Origin of the sequence: Citrobacter sp. RHB35-C17, from assembly GCF_013816795.1 — a bacterium.
Classification (GTDB): domain Bacteria; phylum Pseudomonadota; class Gammaproteobacteria; order Enterobacterales; family Enterobacteriaceae; genus Citrobacter_A; species Citrobacter_A amalonaticus.
On record NZ_CP057150.1, the window covers coordinates 863,920 to 889,175 of the forward strand.

General features: G+C 55.0%; 21 protein-coding genes. 10 read left to right on the forward strand and 11 right to left on the reverse strand.

Translation table 11 applies throughout. The features are described 5' to 3' along the window. Window positions 1–24: 24 nt before the first annotated feature. Window positions 25–1,542, reverse strand: a complete 1,518-nt coding sequence (gene caiT / locus HVZ37_RS04190) for an L-carnitine/gamma-butyrobetaine antiporter (protein WP_181628129.1) — start codon at window positions 1,540–1,542, stop codon at window positions 25–27. 478 nt (window positions 1,543–2,020) lie between these two features. On the opposite strand from caiT, the gene HVZ37_RS04195 reads away from it, so the two are divergent. The 9 genes from HVZ37_RS04195 (at window position 2,021) to folA (ending at window position 10,313) form a co-directional block, all read left to right on the forward strand. Continuing rightward, window positions 2,021–2,794: an electron transfer flavoprotein FixA gene (locus tag HVZ37_RS04195; protein ID WP_042997980.1), complete on the forward strand. Its 774-nt coding sequence runs from the start codon at window positions 2,021–2,023 to the stop codon at window positions 2,792–2,794. A gap of 12 nt (window positions 2,795–2,806) precedes the next feature. Further along, window positions 2,807–3,748 carry an electron transfer flavoprotein subunit alpha/FixB family protein gene (locus HVZ37_RS04200; RefSeq protein WP_181628130.1) on the forward strand — a complete coding sequence of 314 codons (942 nt, stop codon included), beginning with the start codon at window positions 2,807–2,809 and terminating at the stop codon, window positions 3,746–3,748. A 22-nt stretch (window positions 3,749–3,770) separates the two neighbouring features. Beyond that, complete coding sequence (locus HVZ37_RS04205; RefSeq protein ID WP_181628131.1) at window positions 3,771–5,057, forward strand: FAD-dependent oxidoreductase; 1,287 nt, start codon at window positions 3,771–3,773, stop codon at window positions 5,055–5,057. Then, the gene (gene fixX, locus HVZ37_RS04210; RefSeq protein ID WP_042997977.1) at window positions 5,054–5,341 is read left to right on the forward strand and encodes a ferredoxin-like protein FixX; all 288 of its coding nucleotides are present in this window, start codon (window positions 5,054–5,056) and stop codon (window positions 5,339–5,341) included. The genes HVZ37_RS04205 and fixX overlap by 4 nt, the downstream gene beginning before the upstream one ends. A 138-nt stretch (window positions 5,342–5,479) precedes the next feature. Next, window positions 5,480–6,811, forward strand: a complete 1,332-nt coding sequence (locus tag HVZ37_RS04215; RefSeq protein WP_044256030.1) for an MFS transporter — start codon at window positions 5,480–5,482, stop codon at window positions 6,809–6,811. A gap of 102 nt (window positions 6,812–6,913) precedes the next feature. Next, window positions 6,914–7,147, forward strand: a complete 234-nt coding sequence (locus HVZ37_RS04220) for a YgdI/YgdR family lipoprotein (RefSeq protein WP_042997976.1) — start codon at window positions 6,914–6,916, stop codon at window positions 7,145–7,147. Between the two features lie 103 nt (window positions 7,148–7,250). Next, complete coding sequence (gene kefF / locus HVZ37_RS04225) at window positions 7,251–7,781, forward strand: glutathione-regulated potassium-efflux system oxidoreductase KefF (protein ID WP_044328294.1); 531 nt, start codon at window positions 7,251–7,253, stop codon at window positions 7,779–7,781. After that, on the forward strand, window positions 7,774–9,636 hold the full coding sequence (gene kefC / locus HVZ37_RS04230) for a glutathione-regulated potassium-efflux system protein KefC (RefSeq protein ID WP_044255555.1): 1,863 nt from the start codon (window positions 7,774–7,776) through the stop codon (window positions 9,634–9,636). Before kefF ends, kefC begins: the two co-directional genes overlap by 8 nt. Before the next feature lie 197 nt (window positions 9,637–9,833). Further along, entirely contained in the window at window positions 9,834–10,313 is a 480-nt protein-coding gene (gene folA, locus HVZ37_RS04235) for a type 3 dihydrofolate reductase (RefSeq protein ID WP_042997972.1), read from the forward strand. Between the two features lie 92 nt (window positions 10,314–10,405). Here the strand turns inward: folA and apaH are convergent, their stop codons facing one another. From apaH to lptD, 6 genes are read right to left on the reverse strand one after another with little or no spacing between them, the layout of a single operon-like run. Continuing rightward, complete coding sequence (gene apaH, locus HVZ37_RS04240) at window positions 10,406–11,254, reverse strand: bis(5'-nucleosyl)-tetraphosphatase (symmetrical) ApaH (protein WP_042997971.1); 849 nt, start codon at window positions 11,252–11,254, stop codon at window positions 10,406–10,408. A 10-nt stretch (window positions 11,255–11,264) separates the two neighbouring features. Continuing rightward, window positions 11,265–11,642: a Co2+/Mg2+ efflux protein ApaG gene (gene apaG, locus HVZ37_RS04245; protein WP_042997970.1), complete on the reverse strand. Its 378-nt coding sequence runs from the start codon at window positions 11,640–11,642 to the stop codon at window positions 11,265–11,267. Between the two features lie 2 nt (window positions 11,643–11,644). Next, window positions 11,645–12,466 carry a 16S rRNA (adenine(1518)-N(6)/adenine(1519)-N(6))-dimethyltransferase RsmA gene (rsmA, locus tag HVZ37_RS04250; RefSeq protein ID WP_042997969.1) on the reverse strand — a complete coding sequence of 274 codons (822 nt, stop codon included), beginning with the start codon at window positions 12,464–12,466 and terminating at the stop codon, window positions 11,645–11,647. Continuing rightward, on the reverse strand, window positions 12,463–13,452 hold the full coding sequence (gene pdxA, locus HVZ37_RS04255) for a 4-hydroxythreonine-4-phosphate dehydrogenase PdxA (RefSeq protein ID WP_042997968.1): 990 nt from the start codon (window positions 13,450–13,452) through the stop codon (window positions 12,463–12,465). The genes rsmA and pdxA overlap by 4 nt, the downstream gene beginning before the upstream one ends. Further along, complete coding sequence (gene surA / locus HVZ37_RS04260; protein WP_042997967.1) at window positions 13,452–14,738, reverse strand: peptidylprolyl isomerase SurA; 1,287 nt, start codon at window positions 14,736–14,738, stop codon at window positions 13,452–13,454. The genes pdxA and surA overlap by 1 nt, the downstream gene beginning before the upstream one ends. A 53-nt stretch (window positions 14,739–14,791) precedes the next feature. Beyond that, window positions 14,792–17,146, reverse strand: a complete 2,355-nt coding sequence (lptD, locus tag HVZ37_RS04265; RefSeq protein ID WP_044267389.1) for an LPS assembly protein LptD — start codon at window positions 17,144–17,146, stop codon at window positions 14,792–14,794. Between the two features lie 255 nt (window positions 17,147–17,401). Here lptD and djlA point away from each other — a divergent pair, with 255 nt between their 5' ends. Next, the gene (gene djlA / locus HVZ37_RS04270; protein WP_042997965.1) at window positions 17,402–18,217 is read left to right on the forward strand and encodes a co-chaperone DjlA; all 816 of its coding nucleotides are present in this window, start codon (window positions 17,402–17,404) and stop codon (window positions 18,215–18,217) included. Between the two features lie 163 nt (window positions 18,218–18,380). Here the strand turns inward: djlA and rluA are convergent, their stop codons facing one another. The 4 genes from rluA to araD form a co-directional block, all read right to left on the reverse strand. Beyond that, a complete protein-coding gene (rluA, locus tag HVZ37_RS04275; RefSeq protein ID WP_104445675.1) occupies window positions 18,381–19,040 on the reverse strand; it encodes a bifunctional tRNA pseudouridine(32) synthase/23S rRNA pseudouridine(746) synthase RluA in 660 nt (219 codons plus the stop codon). An 11-nt stretch (window positions 19,041–19,051) separates the two neighbouring features. After that, window positions 19,052–21,958 carry an RNA polymerase-associated protein RapA gene (gene rapA / locus HVZ37_RS04280; RefSeq protein WP_044267394.1) on the reverse strand — a complete coding sequence of 969 codons (2,907 nt, stop codon included), beginning with the start codon at window positions 21,956–21,958 and terminating at the stop codon, window positions 19,052–19,054. A gap of 134 nt (window positions 21,959–22,092) precedes the next feature. After that, a complete protein-coding gene (gene polB, locus HVZ37_RS04285) occupies window positions 22,093–24,444 on the reverse strand; it encodes a DNA polymerase II (RefSeq protein WP_181628132.1) in 2,352 nt (783 codons plus the stop codon). 84 nt (window positions 24,445–24,528) lie between these two features. Then, complete coding sequence (gene araD / locus HVZ37_RS04290; protein WP_044327795.1) at window positions 24,529–25,224, reverse strand: L-ribulose-5-phosphate 4-epimerase; 696 nt, start codon at window positions 25,222–25,224, stop codon at window positions 24,529–24,531. Between the last annotated feature and the right edge of the window lie 32 nt (window positions 25,225–25,256).

Below are 25,256 nucleotides of genomic sequence, written 5' to 3' on the forward strand. Positions count from 1 at the left end.
CTCTATGTCATGGGGTAATTAGGTTTATTTATCTTTCCAGTGCACTTTGGCGTCTTTGATAAAGGAGAGCGTCACCATAATGTTGACGAAGAACAGCGGGCAGCCCCCGGCGATAATCGCGGTTTGTATTGGCTTCAGGCCGCCGAGTGCCAGCAGCACGATGCCAATCACGCCGACCAGCACTGACCAGCCGATACGCACCAGTAACGGCGGCTCTTCGCCATCGCGCACTTCACGGCAGGTCGACATCGCCAGGGTGTAAGAGCAGGCGTTGATCAGCGTAACGGTGGCAATAAAGCAGAGAATAAAGAATCCCCACATCGTGGCGGTGCTGAGCGGCAGGGCGGCCCAGGTTTCGATAATCGCGCGCGGCACGCCGTGATCGGCAATCAGTTGCGGGATGTTGATGATGTTTTTATCCATCAACAGCAGAGTGTTACTGCCCAGTACCGTCCACAGGATCCAGGTGGAGGCCGTCAGGCCCAGCACCATGCCAAAGCACAGTTCACGCACGGTACGACCGCGAGAGATACGTGCCAGGAAGATGCTCATCTGAATGGCGTAAATCACCCACCACGCCCAGTAGAAGACCGTCCAGCCCTGTGGGAAACCGCCTTTGGCGATCGGGTCGGTGTAGAACAGCATGCGCGGCAGATACATCAGCAGCGTCCCGACGGAGTCGGTGAAGTAGTTCATAATGAAGCTGGCGCCGCTGACGATGAACACCCAGCCGAGCATCAGGAAGCTCAGATAGCTGCGCACGTCACTGGCGATCCTGACCCCTTTTTGCAGGCCGCAGGCCACGCAAATGGCGTTAAGAATGATCCAGCAGGTAATGATGATCGCATCCAGTTGCAGCGTGTGCGGGATACCAAACAGGTACTGCATACATTCGGTGACCAGCGGCGTCGCCAGCCCAAGGCTGGTGCCCATCGCGAAGATCAGTGCGACCAGATAGAAGTTATCAATGATGGTGCCTAACAGACCTTTGGCGTGTTTTTCGCCGACCAGCGGCACCAGCGTGGAGCTGGGACGAATGACGTCCATCTTGCGCACAAAGAAGAAGTAGGCGAAGGCCACGGAGAGGAAGCTATAAGTCGCCCACGGCAGCGGTCCCCAGTGAAACAGGCTGTAAGCGAGGCCAATCTCTTTCGCTCCGGTGGAGTTAGGTTCCAGGCCAAACGGCGGCGTGGAGATGTAGTAGTAAATCTCTATCGATCCCCAGAACAGCACGGCGGCAGAGGTACAGGAGGCGAACATCATGAAGATCCAGCTGGCGGTGCTGAACTCCGGTTTCTCGTCACCTAATTTCTTTTTCGCGTAGGGACCAAACACCAGCCAGAACCAGCCGATGAGCATAATGACCATATACCACTCAAATGCCCATCCCCAGACATTGGTGATATAACTAAAGACGGCATTAATAACGACATTTGCGGCATCGAGATCGCGTACCGTTAGCCAGCAAAGTATTCCGACGATTATTAGCGGCGGGAAAAAAACCTTTGGCTCAATTCCAGACTTTCTCTTTTCATTTTTCATGAGTGAATTCCAGGTTGAAAACGAAATTTATTTAGCGTTCCCGTTTGTTTTATTTTTGTTTATTTTTATTAAATATTTGTTGATACCCGTTTAACCTCAGGACGCGTTGGCGAGTAACTCATAATGGGTATTCGTTTTGCGGCATTCTGTAATCTTCGTCACACTTTTTGTTTGGGGTGTTTTGGTGCGGACAGCTCTTAAAAATGTATATTTATCATTTGTTTACATTCTATTTTGTTGGGTTTTCCACCGTTTGGCGTTCAATATTGGTGATCTGCCAGGCAATATTGAAAATATTTCTTTTTGACGTCGGATTTCAATATTGGTGAGGTGCTTAACAATATTGAAAGTTGCGAATATCAGTGTGTGACATTTTCAATATTGGTGATTATGGTTTTATTTCCGAATTAAAGAGCGTGATATCTGTATTTAACACCGCCGATATATATACGTTTCCTTCATGATTTCTGGAGATGCAATGAAGATAATTACTTGCTACAAGTGCGTACCTGATGAACAGGATATTGTCGTCAATCACGCAGATGGTTCATTAGATTTCAGCAAAGCAGATGGCAAAATCAGCCAGTACGACCTGAATGCTATTGAAGCGGCCTGCCAACTGAAACAGCAGGCCAGCGACGCGCAGGTGATCGCCCTGAGCGTGGGCGGCAAGGCGTTAACCAACGCGAAAGGGCGTAAGGATGTCCTCTCCCGCGGCCCGGACGAACTGGTGGTCGTCATTGACGATCGGTTCGAGCAGGCATTGCCACAGCAAACCGCCGCAGCGCTGGCTGCTGCCGCGCAAAAGTCGGGTTTTGATCTGATTCTCTGCGGCGATGGTTCCTCCGATCTCTACGCCCAGCAGGTCAGCCTGCTGGTAGGCGAAACGCTGAACATTCCCGCCATCAACGGCGTGAGCAAGATCCTCTCACTGACGGAAAGTACGCTGACCGTTGAACGTGAACTGGAAGATGAAATTGAAACGCTGAGCATTCCGCTGCCGGCGGTCGTGGCCGTTTCCACCGATATTAACTCTCCACAAATACCATCGATGAAAGCCATTCTGGGGGCGGCGAAAAAACCGGTTCAGGTCTGGTCAGCGGCGGACATTGGCTTTAGCGCCGGGGACGCCTGGTCCACGCAAACGGTGGCCGCACCGAAACAACGTGAGCGCCAGCGCATTGTGATTGAAGGCGATGGTGAAGAACAGATCGCTGCGTTTGCCGATAGTCTGCGCAAAATCATTAATTAAGAAGGGGATGTTATGAGCAAGTTTTCCAGCGTCTGGGTATTCAGCGATACCGCGTCTCGCCTGCCGGAACTGATGAGCGGCGCGCAGATTTTAGGTGAACAGATTAACGCATTTGTGCAAAGCGCCGATGAGGCAACCACGGCCATTCAGTTGGGCGCACATCACGTCTGGCAACTGAGCGGCAAGCCGGACGATCGTATGGTGGAAGATTATGCGGACGTGATGGCACAGACCGTTCGTCAACAGGGTGATTCTGGCCTGTTGCTGCTGCCCAACACCCGTCGCGGCAAACTGCTGGCGGCAAAACTGGGCTATCGCCTTGCCGCAACGGTTTCTAATGATGCCAGCACCGTGACGCAGCAGGATGGCCGGGCGACGGTCAAACACATGGTGTATGGCGGCCTGGCGATGGGCGAAGAGACGCTCTCCACGCCGTTTGCGGTACTGACGCTCAGCAGCGGCACTTTTGAGGCGCAACAGCCTGATGCGACCCGCAGCGGCGAGACGCACAGCGTAGCCTGGCAGGCGCCGGAAATTACCGTCACGCGCACTGCCACGCAGCCACGTCAGAGTAACAGCGTTGATCTCGATAAAGCCCGGCTGGTGGTCAGCGTGGGACGCGGTATCGGCAGCAAAGAGAATATCTCACTGGCGCAAGCGCTGTGTCAGGCCATTGGCGCGGAGCTGGCCTGCTCGCGTCCGGTCGCCGAAAACGAGAAGTGGATGGAGCATGAGCGCTATGTCGGGATCTCGAATCTGATGCTCAAGCCGGAATTGTACCTGGCGGTGGGGATCTCCGGGCAGATCCAGCACATGGTGGGGGCAAACGGCGCGCAGACTATTTTTGCCATCAACAAAGACAAAAATGCGCCGATATTTCAGTACGCGGATTACGGCATTGTCGGCGATGCGCTGAAAATCCTGCCCGCGCTGACGACCGCACTGGCACGCTAACCCATTCAGGCAGGGAGTACGTATGTCCGAAGATATCTTTGATGCCATCATCGTGGGCGCGGGGCTTGCCGGTTCCGTCGCCGCCCTGGTGCTCGCCCGCGAAGGGGCTCAGGTGTTGGTTATCGAGCGCGGAAATTCCGCTGGCGCGAAGAATGTCACCGGTGGGCGCATCTATGCTCACAGTCTGGAGCGCATTCTTCCAGGCTTTGCTCAGCAGGCCCCTGTTGAACGGGTCATTACCCATGAAAAGCTCGCCTTTATGACCGATAACGGGGCGATGACCGTGGACTATCTCAACGGTGAAAAGGCTGGCCCGTCGCAGGTCTCTTATTCGGTGTTGCGCAGTAAATTTGACGCCTGGCTGATGGAGCAGGCGGAAGAGGCGGGCGCGCAGTTGATCACCGGGATCCGCGTGGATAACGTCGTGCAGCGCGATGGCAAAGTCGTTGGTGTAGAAGCGGACGGCGACATCATCGAATCGAAAGTAGTGATCCTAGCCGATGGCGTCAACTCCCTGCTGGCGGAAAAACTGGGAATGGCAAAACGCGTTGAGGCCTCGCACGTGGCGGTCGGCGTGAAAGAGCTGATCGAACTGCCGAAATCGGTGATTGAAGATCGCTTCCAGTTGCAGGGTAACGAAGGGGCGGCCTGTCTGTTCGCGGGATCGCCCACGGATGGCCTGATGGGCGGTGGCTTCCTGTATACCAACGAAAACACCCTGTCACTGGGGCTGGTATGCGGGCTTCATCATCTGAAAGAGGCGAAAAAATCGGTCCCGCAAATGCTGGAAGATTTCAAACAGCATCCGGCCGTTGCCCCGCTGATCGCGGGTGGCAAGCTGGTGGAGTACGCGGCACACGTGGTGCCGGAAGCAGGGATTAACATGCAGCCTGAGCTGGTGGGCGACGGCGTGCTGATTGCGGGCGACGCGGCGGGTATGTGTATGAATCTCGGCTTCACGATTCGCGGGATGGATCTCGCGGTGGCAGCAGGTGAAGCGGCGGCGAAAACGGTGCTTTCCGCCATGCAAAGCAACGACTTTAGCCGTCAGGGGCTGGCGGAATATCGCCAGCATCTCGACAACGGTCCGATGCGCGATATGCGTATGTACCAGCGGTTGCCGGCGTTCCTCGATAACCCGCGCATGTTCACCCGCTACCCGGAAATGGTTGTTGGTATCGCCCGTGACCTCTTTACCGTCGATGGTAGTGCGCCGGTGCCGATGCGTAAGACGATCCTGCGCCATGCGAAGAAAGTGGGCTTCATCAACCTGATGAAGGATGGCATTAAAGGAGTGACCGTATTATGACTTCTCCCGTCAACGTAGACGTCAAGCTGGGCGTCAACAAATTCAATGTCGATGAAGAGCATCCGCACATCATCATGAAAACTGCGCCGGATAAGCAGGTGCTGGAAGTGTTGATCAAAGCCTGTCCGGCCGGGTTATACAAAAAACAGGATGACGGCAGCGTGCGCTTTGATTATGCCGGATGCCTGGAGTGCGGAACGTGTCGAATTCTCGGACTTGATACGGCGCTGGAAAAATGGGAGTACCCACGCGGCACCTTTGGCGTGGAGTTTCGTTACGGTTAATGAGTACAGGTATACGCTCCACTGCCGGATGGCGGCGAAAACGCCTTATCCGGCCTACGGGGATAAGTAGGCCTGATAAGCGCAGCGCCATCAGGCAGTTAAGCACTAATGCCGAATGTCGGCAAACAGGACATTGCCATGCAACAGCCCAGGAACTTTGATGACATCCAGTTCTCCTCTATTCACCGCAGGATCATGCTGTGGGGAAGCGGTGGACCGTTTCTGGACGGTTATGTGCTGGTGATGATTGGCGTCGCGCTGGAACAGCTCACGCCTGCGCTGAAGCTGGATGCTGAGTGGATTGGCCTGTTGGGCGCGGGGACGCTGGCAGGGCTGTTTGTCGGCACCTCTTTGTTTGGCTATATCTCGGACAAAGTGGGGCGGCGCAAAATGTTTCTTATCGATATCATCGCTATTGGGGTGATATCGGTGGCCACTATGTTTGTCTCATCTCCGGTTGAACTGCTGGTGATGCGGGTGCTGATTGGCGTGGTGATTGGTGCGGATTATCCCATTGCCACCTCGATGATCACCGAATTTTCCAGTACCCGCCAACGTGCCTTCTCTATAAGCTTTATTGCGGCGATGTGGTACGTCGGCGCGACCTGCGCCGATCTGGTTGGTTACTGGCTCTATGACGTCGAGGGCGGCTGGCGCTGGATGCTGGGCAGCGCGGCGATCCCTTGCCTGTTGATCCTGATTGGTCGCTTCGATCTGCCCGAGTCTCCGCGCTGGCTGTTGCGTAAAGGCCGGGTCAAAGAGTGTGAAGCGATGATGATCAAGTTGTTCGGCGAGCCGGTTGCGTTCGATGAAGACACAGCGCAGGAGACGCGCTTTTTACAATTGTTTAATCGTCGCCACTTCCCGTTTGTGCTGTTTGTCGCCGCGATCTGGACCTGTCAGGTGATCCCGATGTTTGCCATTTACACCTTTGGTCCGCAGATCGTCGGCCTGTTGGGACTGGGGGCCGGGAAGAGCGCAGCGCTGGGGAATGTGGTGATCAGCCTGTTCTTTATGCTGGGTTGTATTCCGCCAATGTTCTGGCTGAACAGCGCGGGGCGGAGGCCGCTGCTGATTGGCAGCTTCGTGATGATGACGCTGGCGTTGGCGGTGCTGGGGCTGATCCCGGAAATGGGGATCTGGCTGGTGGTGACGGCATTCGCGGTGTACGCCTTTTTCTCCGGCGGACCGGGGAATTTGCAATGGCTCTATCCCAATGAACTGTTCCCGACCGACATTCGCGCCTCCGCAGTGGGGGTTATCATGTCGTTGAGTCGTATCGGTACCATCCTCTCGACCTGGGCGCTGCCTATTTTCATTACTAAATATGGTATTAGTCAGGTGATGCTGATGGGGGCGGGGATCTCGTTGGTCGGGTTGCTGGTCTCCATTGCCTTCGCGCCAGAAACGCGCGGTCTGACGCTTGCCCAGACCAGTACGATGACGATTCGCAGGAAACCGTTGTGTTAAGGTGAGTCTTCAGAGTGTTCTGTATTTCCTCTCGACCTCAGTCAGTGCGTCTACAGTTAGTGGGTATATCACTGAAAATGACTGAAAAGCAGGGAGAACACCATGCAAAAGAAACTATTAATCGCTTCCCTTTTCACCGCAGCAACCGTCTTTACTCTCGCAGGCTGCTCCTCGAACCAGGCTGTGCGTACGACCGATGGCCGAACCATTGTCACCGACGGTAAACCGCAGGTAGACGATGACACGGGCCTGGTCTCCTACAAAAATGCCGAAACGGGTCAGACGGAGCAAATTAACCGCGATCAGGTGAAAAATATGAGCGAGCTGGATAACTAGTTCAATTTTCCCCATTCATCCGCTCAATAATATTCACTATTAGCCTGTTGGTTTACTGACTACACTCTCTTATAAAACAGAGTAGTAAAATAACAGGCTAATCATGATTCTTATCATTTATGCGCATCCTTATCCGCAGCATTCGCATGCGAATAAACGGATGCTTGAGCAGGCAAGGACGCTGGAAGGCGTCGAAGTTCGTTCTCTCTATGAACTCTACCCTGATTTCAATATCGATATCGCTGCGGAACAAGAGGCGCTTTCTCGCGCTGACCTGATCGTCTGGCAGCATCCCATGCAATGGTACAGCGTTCCCCCCCTACTCAAACTGTGGATGGATAAAGTGCTTTCCCACGGCTGGGCCTATGGTCACGGCGGGACCGCGCTGCGCGGTAAGCAAGTCATGTGGGCGGTGACTACTGGCGGCGGCGATAATCACTTCGATATCGGCTCGCATCCGGGGTTTGACGTACTCTCACAGCCGCTCCAGGCGACAGCCATCTACTGCGGGCTCAACTGGCTTGCGCCGTTTGCAATGCACTGTACGTTTATTTGCGACGACGAAACGCTGCAGGCGCAGGCGCGTCATTACAAGCAACGACTGATGGAATGGCAGGAGGCGCACAATGGATAGCCATACGCTCATACAGGCGCTGATTTATCTTGGGTCGGCGGCGCTGATCGTGCCGATTGCCGTCCGGTTGGGCTTAGGCTCGGTGCTGGGTTATCTCATTGCGGGGTGCATCATCGGCCCCTGGGGGTTACGTCTGGTGACCGATGCCGAATCTATTCTGCACTTTGCTGAAATCGGCGTGGTGCTGATGCTGTTTGTCATTGGCCTGGAGCTTGATCCCCAGCGGCTATGGAAACTGCGCGCTTCAGTGTTTGGCGGCGGCGCGCTACAGATGGTGGTCTGCGGCGGCCTGATTGGTCTGTTTTGTATGTTCCTCGGTCTGCGCTGGCAGGTGGCGGAACTGATTGGTATGACGCTGGCGCTCTCCTCCACGGCGATAGCTATGCAGGCGATGAATGAGCGCAACCTGACCGTTTCGCAGATGGGACGCAGCGCCTTTGCTGTGCTGCTGTTCCAGGACATCGCGGCGATTCCGCTGGTGGCAATGATTCCGCTACTGGCGACCAGCGGGGCGTCAACCACGCTTGGCGCATTCGCCCTGTCGGCACTGAAAGTGGCTGGTGCGTTAGTCCTGGTGGTACTGCTGGGGCGCTATGTGACCCGCCCGGCGCTGCGTTTCGTTGCGCGTTCTGGCCTGCGCGAAGTCTTCAGCGCCGTGGCGCTGTTTCTGGTCTTTGGCTTCGGGCTGTTGCTTGAAGAAGTTGGGCTATCGATGGCGATGGGGGCGTTCCTGGCTGGCGTATTGCTGGCAAGCTCTGAGTATCGCCACGCGCTGGAAAGCGACATCGAGCCGTTTAAAGGGCTGCTGCTGGGGCTGTTTTTCATCGGTGTCGGCATGTCTATCGACTTCGGGACGCTTATCGATAATCCGCTCCGTATCATCATTCTGCTGGTCGGTTTCCTGGTGATTAAAACCGGGATGCTATGGCTGATTGCCCGTCCTTTACAGGTGCCGAATAAGCAGCGCCGCTGGTTTGCGGTACTCCTCGGACAGGGCAGTGAGTTCGCGTTTGTGGTCTTTGGCGCGGCGCAGATGGCGAACGTGCTCGATCCACAATGGGCGAAGGCGCTGACGCTGGCGGTGGCACTGTCGATGGCCGCGACGCCGATTTTCCTGGTCATCCTTACGCGAATGGAGAAATCCGCTTCCGGTGAAGAGCGGGAAGCCGATGAAATTGATGAAGAACAGCCGCGGGTGATTATTGCCGGATTTGGCCGCTTCGGGCAGATCACCGGTCGTTTACTGCTCTCCAGCGGTGTGAAGATGGTCGTTCTCGATCACGATCCGGACCACATCGAGACGCTGCGTAAATTTGGCATGAAGGTGTTCTACGGTGATGCGACGCGGATGGATCTGCTGGAGTCCGCCGGGGCGGCGAAAGCGGAAGTGCTGATCAATGCCATTGACGATCCGCAAACCAACCTGGAGCTGACGGAGATGGTAAAAGACCATTTCCCGAACCTGCAAATTATTGCCCGGGCACGCGATGTCGATCATTACATTCGTTTGCGCCAGGCGGGCGTGGAGCAACCGGAACGTGAAACGTTTGAAGGCGCGCTTAAAACCGGGCGTCTGGCGCTGGAAAGTCTTGGGCTTGGCCGCTATGAAGCGCGTGAACGTGCGGACCTGTTCCGTCGCTTTAATACGCAAATGGTAGAAGAGATGGCGAAAGGTGAGGATGATGCCACCTCCCGTGCGGCAGTCTATAAACGGACCAGCGCGATGCTGAGCGAAATCATCACCGAGGATCGCGAACATCTGTCGTTGATTCAGCGTCATGGCTGGCAGGGGACTGAGGAAGGCAAACACACGGGAGACGTTGCTGATGAGCCAGAAGTTAAACCGTCAACCTAAGTCAAAAATGTGATGTACTGCAAACTTTACTGTTAACCAATTGTTTTTGAACTACTGTAATGCCGGGAGTCCACTGACAAGTCGTGGACTCGCCAGCAGATCGGAAAATTTTCGTGCTCTTCTTCTGTTCGTTAGTCGACGAAAGATTGCTCTTTCCGTATAGTGGCGACAATTTTTTTTGCTCCGGGAAATATTCAATGATCAGTCTGATTGCTGCGTTAGCGGTAGATCGCGTTATTGGCATGGAAAACGCCATGCCGTGGAATCTGCCTGCGGATCTCGCCTGGTTTAAACGTAATACGTTAAATAAACCTGTCGTTATGGGACGCCATACCTGGGAATCCATCGGCCGACCGTTGCCGGGACGTAAGAACATCGTCATCAGCAGCCAGCCGGGTACTGACGATCGCGTGCAGTGGGTGAAATCGGTTGATGAAGCGATTACCGCCTGTGGTGATGCACCAGAAATTATGGTGATTGGCGGTGGTCGTGTGTACGAGCAGTTCCTGCCTAAAGCGCAGAAACTGTATCTGACGCACATTGATGCGGAAGTGGAAGGGGATACGCATTTCCCGGACTACGAGCCGGACGACTGGGAATCGGTGTTCAGCGAGTTTCACGACGCTGACGGGCAGAATTCACACAGCTATTGCTTCGAAATTCTGGAACGTCGCTAAGCGATGAGTGCCGGATGGCGACGCTTAGCGTCTTATCCGGCCTACGAGATGGTTTGTAGGCCGGATAAGCGTAGCGCCATCAGGCAAACAGATCAGGCGTTAACGGCTTCGCCTTCATTCAGATCCATCTGCCGGTTTGACGGCTGCACAAAGTACTGCTTATCTTCCCAGCGCAGGCAGGTTAAATTTCCTCCCCAGCAACACCCGGTATCCAGCGCATAGATTCCCTCCGGCGTTCCTTTTCCTTCCAGAGACGCCCAGTGACCAAACGCAATGCTGTAGGCTTCGCTGACCGGTCCGGGAATGGCAAACCACGGTTTCAACGGCGCCGGGGCATCCTCCGGGGACTCTTTGCTGTACATATCCAGTTGCCCGTTCGGGAAGCAGTAACGCATCCGGGTAAAGGCGTTGGTGATAAAGCGCAGGCGTGCCAGTCCGGTCAGTTCCGGCGTCCAGTTATTTGGCATGTCGCCATACATGGCGTCGAGGAAGAAGGGGTAAGAGTCACTCGACAGCACCGCTTCAACATCGCGCGCGCAGTCTTTGGCAGTCTGCAAATCCCACTGCGGTGTGATACCCGCATGCGCCATCACCAGTTTTTTCTCTTCATCTATCTGCAACAGCGGTTGGCGACGCAGCCAGTTGAGCAGTTCGTCTGCGTCCGGCGCTTCCAGCAGCGGACTCAGGCGGTCTTTCGGTTTGTTACGACTGATACCGGCGAAGACCGCCAGCAGATGCAGGTCGTGATTACCCAGCACCAGGCGCACGCAGTCACCGAGTGATTTCACATAACGCAGCACGTCCAGTGAACCTGGGCCACGGGCAACCAGATCCCCCGTCAGCCACAGGGTATCGCTTTCAGGGGTAAAATTGACTTGTTGTAGCAATGCGATCAGTTCGTCGTAGCAACCGTGAACGTCGCCAATAAGGTATGTTGCCATAGCTATTGTTTTAGTGAATGAGAGTGGAAACGGCGAGTCGGAAAACCGGAATATCGATGGTAAAGGCGACGCCGTTCTCATCAATCATTTCGTAATGACCCTGCATCGTGCCCAGCGGCGTTTCGATAACAGCGCCGCTGGTGTACTGGTACTCTTCGCCAGGCTCAATGTGCGGCTGAACGCCAACCACACCTTCTCCCTGGACTTCAGTTTCTCGGCCATGACCGTTGGTGATCAACCAATAGCGTCCCAGTAGCTGCACGGGCGCTCGCCCCAGATTGCGGATGGTTACGGTGTAGGCAAAAACGTAACGGTCATCTTCAGGTGAGGATTGCGCCTCGATATAGACGCTTTGGACCTGAATACACACTCGGGGCGAATTGATCATGCTTAACTCTCCTTCGATGGCGCGTGTTCTGACAGATAGTTCGCCATCTGGCAGTACTGCGCGACAGAGATATTTTCCGCTCGCATTGCCGGGTCAATACCCAGTTCCGTCAAGACCTCAACGCTGAACAGATTGCCGAGGCTGTTACGAATCGTTTTACGGCGCTGGTTGAACGCTTCTGTGGTGATGCGGCTCAACAGGCGAATATCGTTGACCGGATAGGGCATCGTAGTGTGCGGCACCAGGCGCACCACGGCGGAATCGACTTTTGGCGGCGGCGTGAAGGCGGACGGCGGCACTTCAAGCACCGGGATCACGTTGCAATAATATTGCGCCATGACGCTTAAGCGACCATACGCCTTACTGTTTGGTCCTGCAACCAGACGATTCACCACCTCTTTTTGCAACATAAAGTGCATATCGGCAATGGCATCAGTATAGCTAAACAGGTGGAACATCAGCGGCGTAGAGATGTTATAAGGCAGGTTACCGAACACGCGTAGCGGTTGACCCATCTTTTCAGACAATTCGCCGAAATTCATGGTCATGGCGTCCTGCTGATAGATAGTCAGCTTGGGGCCCAGGAAGGGATGCGTTTGCAGACGCGCGGCCAGATCGCGGTCCAGTTCAATGACCGTCAGCGCATCCAGACGTTCGCCAACCGGCTCCGTCAACGCAGCCAGACCGGGGCCGATTTCGACCATCGCCTGACCCTTCTGCGGGTTAATGGCGGAGACAATGCTGTCGATCACAAACTGATCGTTGAGGAAGTTTTGCCCGAAGCGTTTACGGGCTAAGTGGCCCTGATGGACTCGATTATTCATTGGGTATTAACAATCATTTTGATGGCGAGATTAAGCGCCGTAATAAAACTGCCGACATCAGCTTCACCCCGGCCCGCCAGTTCAAGCGCGGTACCGTGATCCACCGAGGTACGAATAAAAGGCAGGCCCAGCGTAATATTCACGCCGCGACCAAATCCCTGGTATTTTAGCACGGGGAGACCCTGATCGTGGTACATCGCCAGCACCGCATCAGCATGTTGCAGATATTTGGCCTGAAACAACGTGTCGGCGGGTAATGGACCTGTCAACTTCATCCCCTGCGCGCGGAGCGTATCGAGCACCGGAACGATCGTGTCGATCTCCTCGCTGCCCATATGCCCCCCTTCACCGGCATGCGGATTCAGACCACAGACCAGCACGTGCGGATCGTCCACGCCAAATTTGGTGCGCAGATCGTGATGCAGAATGCCAATCACTTCGTGCAGCAGTGCTGGTGTAATGGCATCGGCGACATCACGCAGCGGCAGATGGGTCGTTGCCAGTGCGACGCGTAACTCCTCCGTCGCCAGCATCATCACCACTTTTTTCGCCTGTGAGCGCTCTTCAAAAAACTCGGTGTGACCGGTGAAAGGCACGCCCGCGTCGTTGATAACGCCCTTATGCACAGGGCCCGTAATCAGCGCCGCAAATTCACCCTCTACACAACCGTCACAGGCACGGGCCAGCGTCTGCACCACATACTCGCCATTCTCCACGGCCAACTGCCCAGGAACGACGGGCGCACGAAGCGCGACCGGTAACAGCGTAAGCGTGCCGGCAGTCTGCGGTTTAGCAGGCCTTTGCGGGGAGTAAGGGCGTAACGTGAGGGGAAGACCGAGCATTGCTGCCCGGTCAGTCAATACCGTGGCATCGGCACAGACCACCAGTTCAACCGGCCAGTCGCGCTGGGCAAGTTGAACGACGAGATCCGGACCAATCCCGGCGGGTTCGCCGGGAGTGATCACTACGCGTTGAGCAACCGTCATTAATTGCTCAGGATTTTAACGTAAGCGCTGGCGCGTTGTTCCTGCATCCAGGTTGCTGCTTCTTCTGAGAACTTCCGGTTCATCAGCATACGGTAAGCGCGATCTTTCTGCGCGGCGTCGGTTTTATCGACGTTACGCGTATCCAGCAGTTCGATCAGGTGCCAACCGAAAGAGGAGTGCACCGGTGCGCTCATCTGGCCTTTGTTCATGCGGGTTAACGCATCACGGAATGCCGGATCGAAAATGTCCGCAGCCGCCCAGCCCAGATCGCCGCCCTGGTTAGCCGAGCCGGGATCCTGAGAAAACTCTTTCGCTGCGGCAGCAAAGGTGGTTTTACCGCTCTTAATATCAGCGGCGATTTGCTCAAGCTTCAGACGCGCCTGCTGATCGGTCATGATCGGCGACGGCTTCAACAGAATATGGCGGGCATGAACTTCGGTCACGGAGATGCTCTGGCTCTGGCCGCGCATATCATTCACTTTCAGGATATGGAAGCCGACACCTGAACGAATCGGGCCAACGATGTCGCCTTTCTTCGCGGTACTCAGCGCCTGAGCAAAAATGCCTGGCAGTTCCTGAATACGACCCCAACCCATCTGGCCGCCTTTCAGCGCCTGCTGGTCAGCAGAGTAGGTGATCGCCAGTTTGCCGAAGTCGCTGCCGTTACGGGCTTGATCGACAATGGAACGCGCCTGAGATTCTGCTTCGTTCACCTGGTCAGACGTTGGGTTTTCCGGCAGTGGGATCAGGATGTGACTCAGGTTCAGCTCCGTACTGGCATCATTTTGATTGCCAACCTGCTGCGCCAGCGCATCCACTTCCTGCGGCAGGATCGTCACGCGGCGGCGCACTTCGTTGTTACGCACTTCAGAGATGGTCATCTCTTTACGGATCTGATTACGGTAGGTTGAGTAGCTCAGACCATCGTAAGCCAGACGGCTTCGCATCTGGTCCAGCGTCATGTTGTTCTGTTTAGCGATATTGGCAATCGCCTGATCAAGCTGTTCGTCAGAGATTTTTACGCCCATCTTCTGACCCATCTGCAGGACAATCTGATCCATGATCAGACGTTCCAGGATCTGATGACGCAGTGTAGCGTCGTCCGGAAGCTGTTGACCTGCCTGGTTGGCGTTCAATTTGACAGACTGCATCAGGCCATCAACGTCGCTTTCCAGTACCACACCGTTATTTACGACGGCTGCGACTTTATCGACTACCTGCGGGGCAGCGAAACTGGTATTCGCGATCATGGCGATACCGAGAAGCAGCGTTTTCCAGTTCTTCATACTTTTTCCATTTCAATTAACCGCACTGCGGATTACGTGGTAAATCAATCAGATCACAAAGAGTTTTGATACGGCAAAATGTTGGAACGTAACATCTCGCTCGTGCCGAGACCATAGTTGGAACTCAGACCACGAAGTTCAATGTTAAAGCCAATCACGTTGTCATACACCGCGTGTTCTTTATCGCTATCCCAACCGTTCAGCTTACGCTCGTAACCGACGCGGATCGCATAACAGCAGGAGTTGTACTGCACACCTAACATCTGGTCGGCGGGTTTATTCACGTTAGTGTCGAAGTAGTAGGCACCCACAATCGACCAGCGATCGGCAATCGGCCAACTGGCGACGGTACCGATCTGGCTAATCCCGTTTTTGTACTGCTCTGCCGTGGAATATCTTGCTGGCAATGTCGCCTGAATATACTCCGGGCTGGCGTAACGGTAGTTCAACTGAACCAGACGGTCTTCATCACGACGATATTCGATACTGGAACTGCTGGTGGCGACGCTATCCAGACGGGTGTCATACTGAATACCGCCACGCAGGCCCCAACGATCCGAAATACGCCAGTAGGTGTCACCCGCCCATACTAATGAACCTGTCTGGTCATCGTTCTCCCATTGGATGTTGTCATCGCCAGTGCGAGACTCCGTGAAATAGTAGATTTGACCAACAGAAACGTTAAAACGTTCAACCGCTGTCTCATCATATATGCGAGATGTGACGCCCGTCGTGACCTGGTTGGCGGAGGCAATGCGGTCCAGACCGCCATAGCTGCGGTCACGGAACAGGCCGGTATAGTCAGATTGCAGCAGGGAAGAGTCGTAGTTGTAGATGTTGCTCTGGTCGCGATACGGCACGTACAGATACTGCGCGCGCGGCTCCAGCGTCTGGGTATAACCCGGCGCGAGCATGTTCATATCCCGTTCAAACACCATCTTGCCGTCGACTTTGAACTGCGGCATCACACGGTTGGCGGTATCATCCAACTGAGTGGTATTACGGTTGTTATACCAGTCCAGATTGGTTTGCTGATAATGGGTTGCCAGCAGTTTCGCTTCGGTGTTGATGCTGCCCCACTGGTTTGACAACGGCAGGCTGACAGTCGGCTCCAGGTGCAGGCGCGTCGCTTCCGGCATGTTGTCTTTGGTATTCACAAAATGCACGGCCTGGCCATAAATACGGGTATCAAACGGACCCAGGTCGTTCTGATAGAAGTTGACGTCTAATTGTGGTTCAGCGGAATAACTGCTGGTGTTTTGATCGCTGAACACCTGGAACTGTTTGGTTGAGACAGTGGCGTCAAAGTTCTGCACCGCATAGCCGACGCTGAATTTCTGCGTCGCGTAACCGTCGGTACTTGAACCGTACTTGTTATCGAAATCATTAAAGTAGCTGGAGTCGCTCACTTTGGTGTAGTCGACGTTGAAACGCCACACCTGATCCATCACCCCCGCATGTCGCCAGTAAAACAGCCAGCGGCGCGAGTTGTCATCGTTCGGATGCTCATCGTCGTAGACGCGATCGGAGTTCAGATAGTCGAATTCCATAATACCGGCGCCTGCCTGGCTCAGGTAGCGGAATTCGTTCTCCCACATTACGCCGCCGCGACGGTGCATATAGTGCGGCGTCAGGGTCGCATCCATGTTTGGCGCAATGTTCCAGTAATACGGCAGATAGAACTCAAAATAGTTCTTTGTCGTGTACTTGGCATTGGGGATCAGGAAACCGGAGCGGCGTTTATCCCCGACCGGCAATTGCAAATACGGACTGTAAAAGACAGGAACCGGACCCAGCTTAAAGCGGGCGTTCCAGATTTCAGCGACCTGTTCTTCACGGTCATGGATCACTTCGCTACCGACGACACTCCAGGTATCAGAACCTGGCAGACAGGAGGTGAAACTCCCGTTCTCAAGAATGGTATAGCGGTTTTCGCCGCGCTGTTTCATCAGATCCGCTTTACCGCGGCCCTGACGGCCCACCATCTGGTAGTCGCCTTCCCAGACGTTGGTGTCTTTGGTGTTGAGGTTCGCCCAGCCCTTCGGTCCTTTCAGGATAACCTGGTTGTCATCGTAATGGACGTTGCCGAGCGCATCGACGGTACGTACAGGCTCAGGCTGACCCTGAGCCTCTTTCTGATGAAGCTGCACCTCGTCGGCCTGCAGACGGCTGTTGCCCTGCATGATATCCACATTGCCGGTAAACACCGCGTCGTCAGGATAATTTCCTTTCGCATGATCGGCATTAATCGTGACGGGGAGTTCATTTGTCTCGCCCTGCACCAGAGGACGGTCATAGCTTGGCACGCCTAACATACATTGTGAGGCGAGACTGGCTGCCAGACCCTGTTGACTGTAAAGGGCAGTGGCAATCATGGTGGCCAGGAGGGTGGGAATACGTTTTTTCATACGTTGTATTTTATTGTTCCATCATCAGTAGCGTCGCGCGTGACAAACCGCCACAGCCTAACTTACTCATGTTCGTAGCGCTAGTGTTAATCCTGCCGCTATAGCGTCTGTGGTGTTAGTCACGGCTGTGAATGACAGGTATGATAATGCAAATTATAGGCGATGTCCCACAATTGACCGTAGCCGAAAGATCGTAAAAAGCCGCTTATTTTGTGGGACCTGGCCTCACCGAGAGTGAGACAAATTGGGGAGTCTATGCAGTACTGGGGAAAAATAATTGGCGTGGCCGTGGCTCTGCTCATGGGCGGCGGCTTTTGGGGCGTGGTGCTGGGGCTGTTGGTTGGCCACATGTTCGACAAAGCCCGCAGCCGCAAAATGGCGTGGTTTGCCAACCAGCGTGAGCGTCAGGCGCTGTTTTTTGCCACCACCTTTGAGGTGATGGGGCACTTAACCAAATCGAAAGGACGGGTTACCGAAGCCGATATCCATGTCGCCAATGTGCTGATGGACAGGATGAATTTGCACGGTGAATCGCGATCGGCTGCGCAAAATGCGTTTCGTATCGGAAAATCAGATAATTACCCGTTACGTGAAAAAATGCGCCAGTTTCGTAGCGTCTGTTTTGGTCGCTTCGATCTTATTCGCATGTTTCTTGAAATTCAGATTCAGGCGGCGTTTGCCGATGGTTCACTGCATCCCAACGAGCGTGAAGTGCTGTATGTGATTGCCGAAGAGTTGGGCATTTCCCGCACTCAGTTCGATCAGTTCCTGCGCATGATGCAAGGGGGTGCCCAGTTTGGCGGTGGTTATCAGCAGCAGTCCGGCGGCGGTGGCTGGCAGCAGGCGCAACGCGGCCCGACGCTGGAGGACGCCTGCAACGTCCTCGGGGTTAAACCTACCGACGATGCGACTACCATTAAACGTGCTTATCGTAAGCAGATGAGCGAGCACCATCCGGATAAGCTGGTGGCGAAAGGTCTGCCGCCGGAAATGATGGAAATGGCGAAGCAAAAAGCGCAGGAAATTCAGAAGGCTTACGAGCTGATCAAAGAGCAGAAAGGCTTTAAATAAATATACACGGCATCCTTCAAGCTGCCTCTTTGTTGGCCGCGCTGTGAAACCCCAGTCACATAGTTATCTATGCTCCTGGGGATTTCTTCGCTTGCCGCCTCGATGCATCTCGAATGATTTGTGTCTATTCGCGAGCGTAATTCAAAGGGGCTACGTTATAAGATTAAAAATCCGCTGGCGCTTTAAACGTCATGCTATTGCCGTATGCGGGATGGGTGATGGTCAGCATCTCGGCATGCAGTTGCAGTCGGGGGGCCATCGCCAGCGCCTCTGGCGGGGCATAAAAACGGTCGCCGAGAATGGGGTGGCCTAACGCCAGCATATGTACGCGCAGTTGGTGTGAACGTCCGGTGATGGGCTTCAACACTACTCGCGCGGTGTTATCTGCCGCACACTCCACCACTTCATATTCGGTTTGCGCCGCTTTGCCGGTTTCATAACACACTTTCTGTTTCGGACGATTCGGCCAGTCGCAGATGAGCGGTAAATCCACCAGTCCCTCTGCGGGCGCAGGATGTCCCCATACCCGCGCCACATACTGTTTTTTCGGCTCGCGCTCGCGAAACTGACGCTTCAACTCTCGCTCTGCCGCCTTGGTGAGGGCCACTACAATTACGCCGCTGGTTGCCATATCCAGACGATGCACAGATTCAGCCTGTGGATAGTCGCGTTGGATACGCGTCATCACGCTGTCTTTGTGTTCCTCAAGACGCCCCGGCACGGATAACAGGCCGCTTGGCTTGTTGACCACCATAATGTGCTCATCCTGATACAGGATCACCAGCCAGGGATCCTGCGGCGGATTGTAGTTTTCCATCGCCATATTTGACTCCGTTACTGATGCGTGACGACGATAAGACGAAGCGCATCCAGACGCCATCCTGCCTGATTCAGGCTTTCCAGCACCTGTTGACGGTTGCTTTCAATGGCCGCGAGTTCATCATCACGAATGTTCGGGTTGACGGCGCGCAGCGCTTCCAGGCGCGACAGTTCAGCAGACAGTTTTTCATCCGCTTCATTACGCGCCGCGTCAATCAGGGCGCGGGCGGACTTCTCAACCTGCGCTTCACCCAGTTGCAGAATCGCATGAACATCCTGCTGCACCGCATTAACCAGTTTGCTGCCGGTGTGGCGGTTTACGGCACTCAACTGGCGGTTGAAGGTTTCAAACTCCACCTGCGCCGCGAGGTTGTTGCCGTTTTTATCCAGCAGCATGCGCACCGGCGTCGGCGGCAGGAAGCGGTTAAGCTGCAACTGCTTCGGTGCCTGGGCTTCCACAACGTATACCAGTTCCAGAAGCAGCGTACCGACCGGCAGCGCCTTATTCTTCAACAAGGAAATGGTACTGCTACCGGTATCACCAGAGAGGATCAGATCCAGCCCGTTACGGATCAGCGGATGTTCCCAGGTAATAAACTGCGCGTCTTCACGCGACAGCGCCACGTCACGTTCAAAGGTAATGGTACAACCGTCTTCCGGCAGCCCCGGGAAGTCCGGCACCAGCATGTGATCGGATGGGGTCAACACAATCAGGTTTTCACCGCGATCGTCCTGGTTAATCCCCACGATATCAAACAGGTTCATGGCAAAGGCGATAAGGCTGGTGTCGTCGTCCTGCTCTTCAATACTTTCGGCCAGTTGCTGCGCTTTTTCGCCGCCGTTGGAGTGGATCTCCAGCAGACGGTCGCGGCCCTGTTCCAGCTGCGCTTTCAGCGCTTCGTGTTGTTCGCGACAGCTTTTGATCAGATCCTCAAAGCCATCGGTCTCTTCGGGCGCCGCCAGGTAGTTAATCAGGTTGCTGTAAACCGTGTCATAAATAGCACGACCGGTCGGGCAGGTATGTTCGAACGCATCCAGACCTTCGTGATACCAGCGAACCAGCACCGACTGGGCGGTTTTCTCTAAATACGGGACATGGATTTGGATATCGTGCGCCTGGCCGATGCGGTCGAGACGACCAATACGCTGTTCAAGCAGGTCCGGGTTAAATGGCAGGTCGAACATCACCAGGTTGCTGGCAAACTGGAAGTTACGACCTTCCGAGCCGATTTCTGAACACAGCAGCACCTGTGCACCGCTGTCCTCTTCGCCGAACCAGGCGGCGGCGCGGTCACGTTCGATAATCGACATCCCTTCGTGGAAGACCGCCGCGCGGATACCTTCGCGCTCGCGCAGCACTTGCTCCAGCTGCAGGGCGGTTGCCGCCTTCGCACAGATCACCAGCACTTTCTGTGAGCGATGGCTGGTCAGGTAGCCCATCAGCCACTCAACGCGTGGGTCGAAGTTCCACCAGGTGCCGGTATCCCCTTCAAATTCCTGATAAATCTGTTCCGGATAGAGCATGTCACGCGCTCTGTCTTCGGCGTTTTTGCGGGCACCCATGATGCCGGACACTTTAATGGCAGTCTGATACTGCGTCGGCAGCGGCAGCTTAATGGTGTGCAGTTCGCGTTTCGGGAAGCCTTTTACGCCGTTACGGGTGTTACGGAACAGCACGCGGCTGGTGCCGTGGCGGTCCATCAGCATGGAAACCAGCTCCTGACGTGCGTTCTGCGCACCGTCGCGGTCGCTGTTTGCCGTTTGCAGCAGCGGTTCAATATCCTGCTCGCCAATCAGTTCGCCCAGCATGTTGAGCTCTTCATTGCTGAGCTTGTTACCGGCCAGCAGCATAGCGACGGCGTCGGCAACCGGGCGATAATTTTTCTGCTCTTCAACAAACTGTGCGAAATCGTGGAAACGGTTGGGATCCAGCAGGCGCAGACGCGCAAAGTGGCTTTCCATACCCAGTTGTTCCGGGGTGGCGGTCAGCAACAGTACGCCTGGCACGCGTTCCGCCAGTTGTTCTATCGCCACATATTCACGGCTCGGCGCCTCTTCGCTCCAGACGAGGTGGTGGGCTTCATCGACAACCAGCAGATCCCACTCGGCATCGCACAGGTGTTCCAGACGCTGCTTGTTACGGCGGGCGAAGTCCAGAGAACAGATCACCAGTTGTTCGGTTTCGAACGGGTTAAACGCATCGTGTTGCGCTTCGGCGTAGCGTTCGTCGTCAAACAGGGCGAAACGTAGATTGAAACGGCGCAGCATTTCGACCAGCCACTGATGCTGCAAGGTTTCTGGCACAATAATCAGCACGCGTTCTGCCGCGCCAGAAAGCAGTTGTTGATGCAGGATCATCCCGGCTTCAATGGTTTTGCCCAGACCCACTTCATCTGCCAGCAGTACGCGCGGCGCATGACGGCGACCCACATCGTGGGCGATGTTGAGCTGATGAGGGATCAGGCTGGTGCGCTGGCCGCGCAGACCGCTCCATGGCATGCGGTACTGTTCACTTTGAAATTTACGTGCGCGGTAGCGCAGCGCAAACCGATCCATGCGGTCAATCTGACCAGCAAACAAGCGATCCTGCGGTTTGCTGAACGCCAGTTTGCTGTCGAGCAGGACTTCACGCAGTGTGACGCCGGCTTCTTCGGTATCAAGACGGGTACCAATGTAGGCAAGCAAACCATTTTCTTCTTTTACTTCATCGATTTGCAGCTGCCAGCCTTCATGGCTGGTAATGGTATCGCCAGGGTTGAACATCACGCGGGTCACGGGGGAGTCACTGCGCGCATACAGACGGTTTTCACCGGTGGAGGGGAAAAGCAAAGTGACGGTGCGCGCATCCATGGCGACAACGGTTCCAAGTCCCAGTTCGCTTTCTGTATCGCTGATCCAGCGTTGACCAAGTGTAAAAGGCATATTTGTTCGGCTCTATATCTTTAATTGCAGGCAATAACCACCCTCTGCCAGGGAGATGCTATGGCAGAACGGTAAATGGGGTCCAGGAATGGAAAGGGCGCTATGGTAATGGATGGCGATGGATTCGTCACGCGTCAAAATAACCCTAATTGGCCTGTCAGTAGTGTAGCAAAGTTATCATCAATGAAGGGAAGAATTCCTTCCGCGACGGGCTGGAGCTGGCGCGTCAGGTAATGCTCGTAATCCAGCGGCGAGTGTTGATAATCCTTTGGCTCTGGGCCGTTCAGGGTCCAGACATAGTGAATGGTGCCGCGGTTCTGGTACTGCGCCGGGCGTCCCCGCTTCAGGTTTTCTTCATCAGCCAGTCTGGCGGCGCGCACGTGTGGCGGAACGTTGCGCTGGTACTCGCTTAATGGTCGACGCAGACGCTTGCGATAGACCAGACGCTCGTCCAGTTCGCCCGCCATCAGCCGATCAATGGTTTCACGTACGTAATCCTGATACGGTTCGTGACGAAATATGCGCAGATACAATTCTTGCTGGAACTGCTGCGCCAGCGGTGTCCAGTCGGTACGCACGGTTTCCAGCCCTTTAAACACCATCCGCTGGTTTTCTCCTTCCTGAATCAAACCCGCGTAGCGTTTTTTGCTGCCGGTATCCGCGCCACGAATGGTGGGCATCAGAAAGCGGCAGAAATGCGTTTCATACTCCAGTTCCAGCGCGCTGGTAAGGTTCTTCTCCTGAAGCGATTGCGTCCACCAGGCGTTGACGTGTGCCACTAACGCGCGACCAATTTTCGCCGCTTCCTCTTCTGTGTGGGCGCGCTTCAGCCAGACGAAGGTGGAGTCGGTGTCGCCATAAATCACGTCATAGCCCTGGGCTTCAATGAGCGCTTTGGTCTGACGCATGATCGCGTGACCGCGCATGGTGATCGACGACGCCAGGCGCGGATCGAAAAAGCGGCAGGCCGTTGTGCCGAGTACACCGTAAAAGGCATTCATGATGATCTTCAGCGCCTGAGAAAGCGGTTTATTACCGTGCCGTTTGGCGTCGTCACGCCCCTGCCAGATCGACGTCACGATCTCTGGCAGGCAGTGTTTGTCCCGCGAGAACCAGGCGTCGAGAAATCCTTCGGTGCTGTGTTCGGGATCCGGGTGCGCCATCCCTTCCACCAGTCCGACAGGGTCGATCAAAAAAGTGCGAATGATCGAGGGGTACAGGCTTTTGTAATCCAGCACCAGCACCGAATCATACAAGCCGGGACGCGAATCCATCACGTAACCGCCGGGGCTGGCGTGGGGCGGCACTTCACCGAGGTTCGGCGCAACGTACCCGGCGCGATGCATACGTGGAAAATAGAGATGGCCAAACGCGGCGACCGAACCGCCGTGACGATCGACTGGTAATCCGTTAACCGTGGATCGTTCTAACAGGAACGGCACGATCTCGGTTTTATGAAAGACTCGTGTCACCAGCTCGCAATCTTTCAGATTGTAGGTGGCGAGCGCGGGTTTATCTTCGGCAAAACGTCTGTCGATCTCATCCATGCGATCCCAGGGATTATCGATCGATTTACCTTCCCCCAGCAGTTCTTGCGAAACGGTCTCCAGCGAAAACGACGAGAAATTCCAGAAGGCAGACTTCAGCGCCTCAATACCATCCACGATCAGCCGACCTTTCGCCTGGGCGAAAAAAACGCCATTTTTAAAACCGTGCTCACGCCACTCGAGTTCGCTGTTATCGCGGCCAAAACGCAGCGGGATACGGTAGCGCTCAGCATGTTTTTGCAACACGCGCAGGTCGAACTGCACCACGTTCCAGCCGATGATGAGGTCGGGATCGTGGCGGGCAACCCATTCGTTAAGCTTTTCCAACAGTTGTGGGCGGCTGTTGACGTACTCAAGCTGGAAATCGAGCGCTGATGAATCGCCATTTTCGGGGCCGAGCATATAGACAATGCGCTGCCCGCAGCCTTCAAGCCCAATGCAGTACAACTCGCCGTGGCGGGTGGTTTCAATGTCCAGAGACAACCATTTGAGCGGTGGACGATAGTCGGGATGGGGCTTTAATCGCGCATTGACGATCGCACCGTTGCGCGTCTCACCTTCGACCCACACTGGCGAGGTGATAAAGCGTTCCATCAGATAGCGTTCAGGCGGGCGGACATCGCCTTCATAAACCGTCACGCCATTCTCACGCAACAGCTTTTCCAGTCGCATCAGCTGGCGATGCGAACGGCAGTAAAGACCCGAAACCGGCTGACGATGAAAATCTTTGAGGTTGAGCGGCGTCAGACGATAACCATTTTCACTGCTTAATAACGACGTGACACGGGCGGTTAGCGCGGTAGGGATAAACGCAACGGACTCCTGCGGCGCAAGCGTGACCTGCAAAGGCCCGCTGTCTGTTGCCAGCCAGAAGGAGACTTCAGTTCCCTGCGACGTATCCCGCCAGTGCCGGGTTAAGATAAAACCTGCCTGCGCCACGCTGTTTATCCATCAAAAAAACCAGGCATGATTATAGCCTGGTTCAACGTGTTGTGCTGGGGTTTTATACAGTTATCGGCGCTGCTACTGCCCGTAATAGGCTTTCGCTCCGTGCTTGCGCAGGTAATGCTTATCCAGCAACGTTTGCTGCATCTCGGGTAACTGTGGCGCGAGCTGGCGGCAGAAAATGCCCATGTAGGCAACCTCTTCTAAGACGATGGCGTTATGCACCGCGTCTTCGGCATTTTTCCCCCACGCAAAGGGACCGTGTGAATGCACCAGTACGCCTGGCATTTGCGCGGCGTCTATTCCATGCATCTTAAAGGTTTCGACGATCACCTTGCCGGTTTCCCATTCATACTCGCCGTTGATCTCGTGGCTGGTCATTTTGCGGGTGCAAGGGATGGGGCCGTAGAAATAGTCGGCATGCGTGGTGCCCGTTGCCGGAATGGACTGTCCGGCCTGCGCCCAGATGGTCGCGTGGCGCGAATGGGTATGCACAATACCACCAATGGTGGGAAAAGCCTGGTACAGCAGACGATGCGTTGGCGTATCGGACGAGGGCTTTTTCTGACCTTCAATCACTTCACCCGTCGCGATGCTGACAACCACCATATCGTCAGCGGTCATCACGCTGTAATCCACGCCGGAAGGTTTAATGATAAAGACGCCGTGGTCGCGATCGACGGCACTGACGTTCCCCCAGGTGAGCGTGACCAGGTTGTGCTTTGGCAGCGCCAGATTCGCTGCCAGTACCTGGCGTTTGAGATCTTCTAGCATGTTTTTCTCCCTGCCTGATGACGGTGTAAACG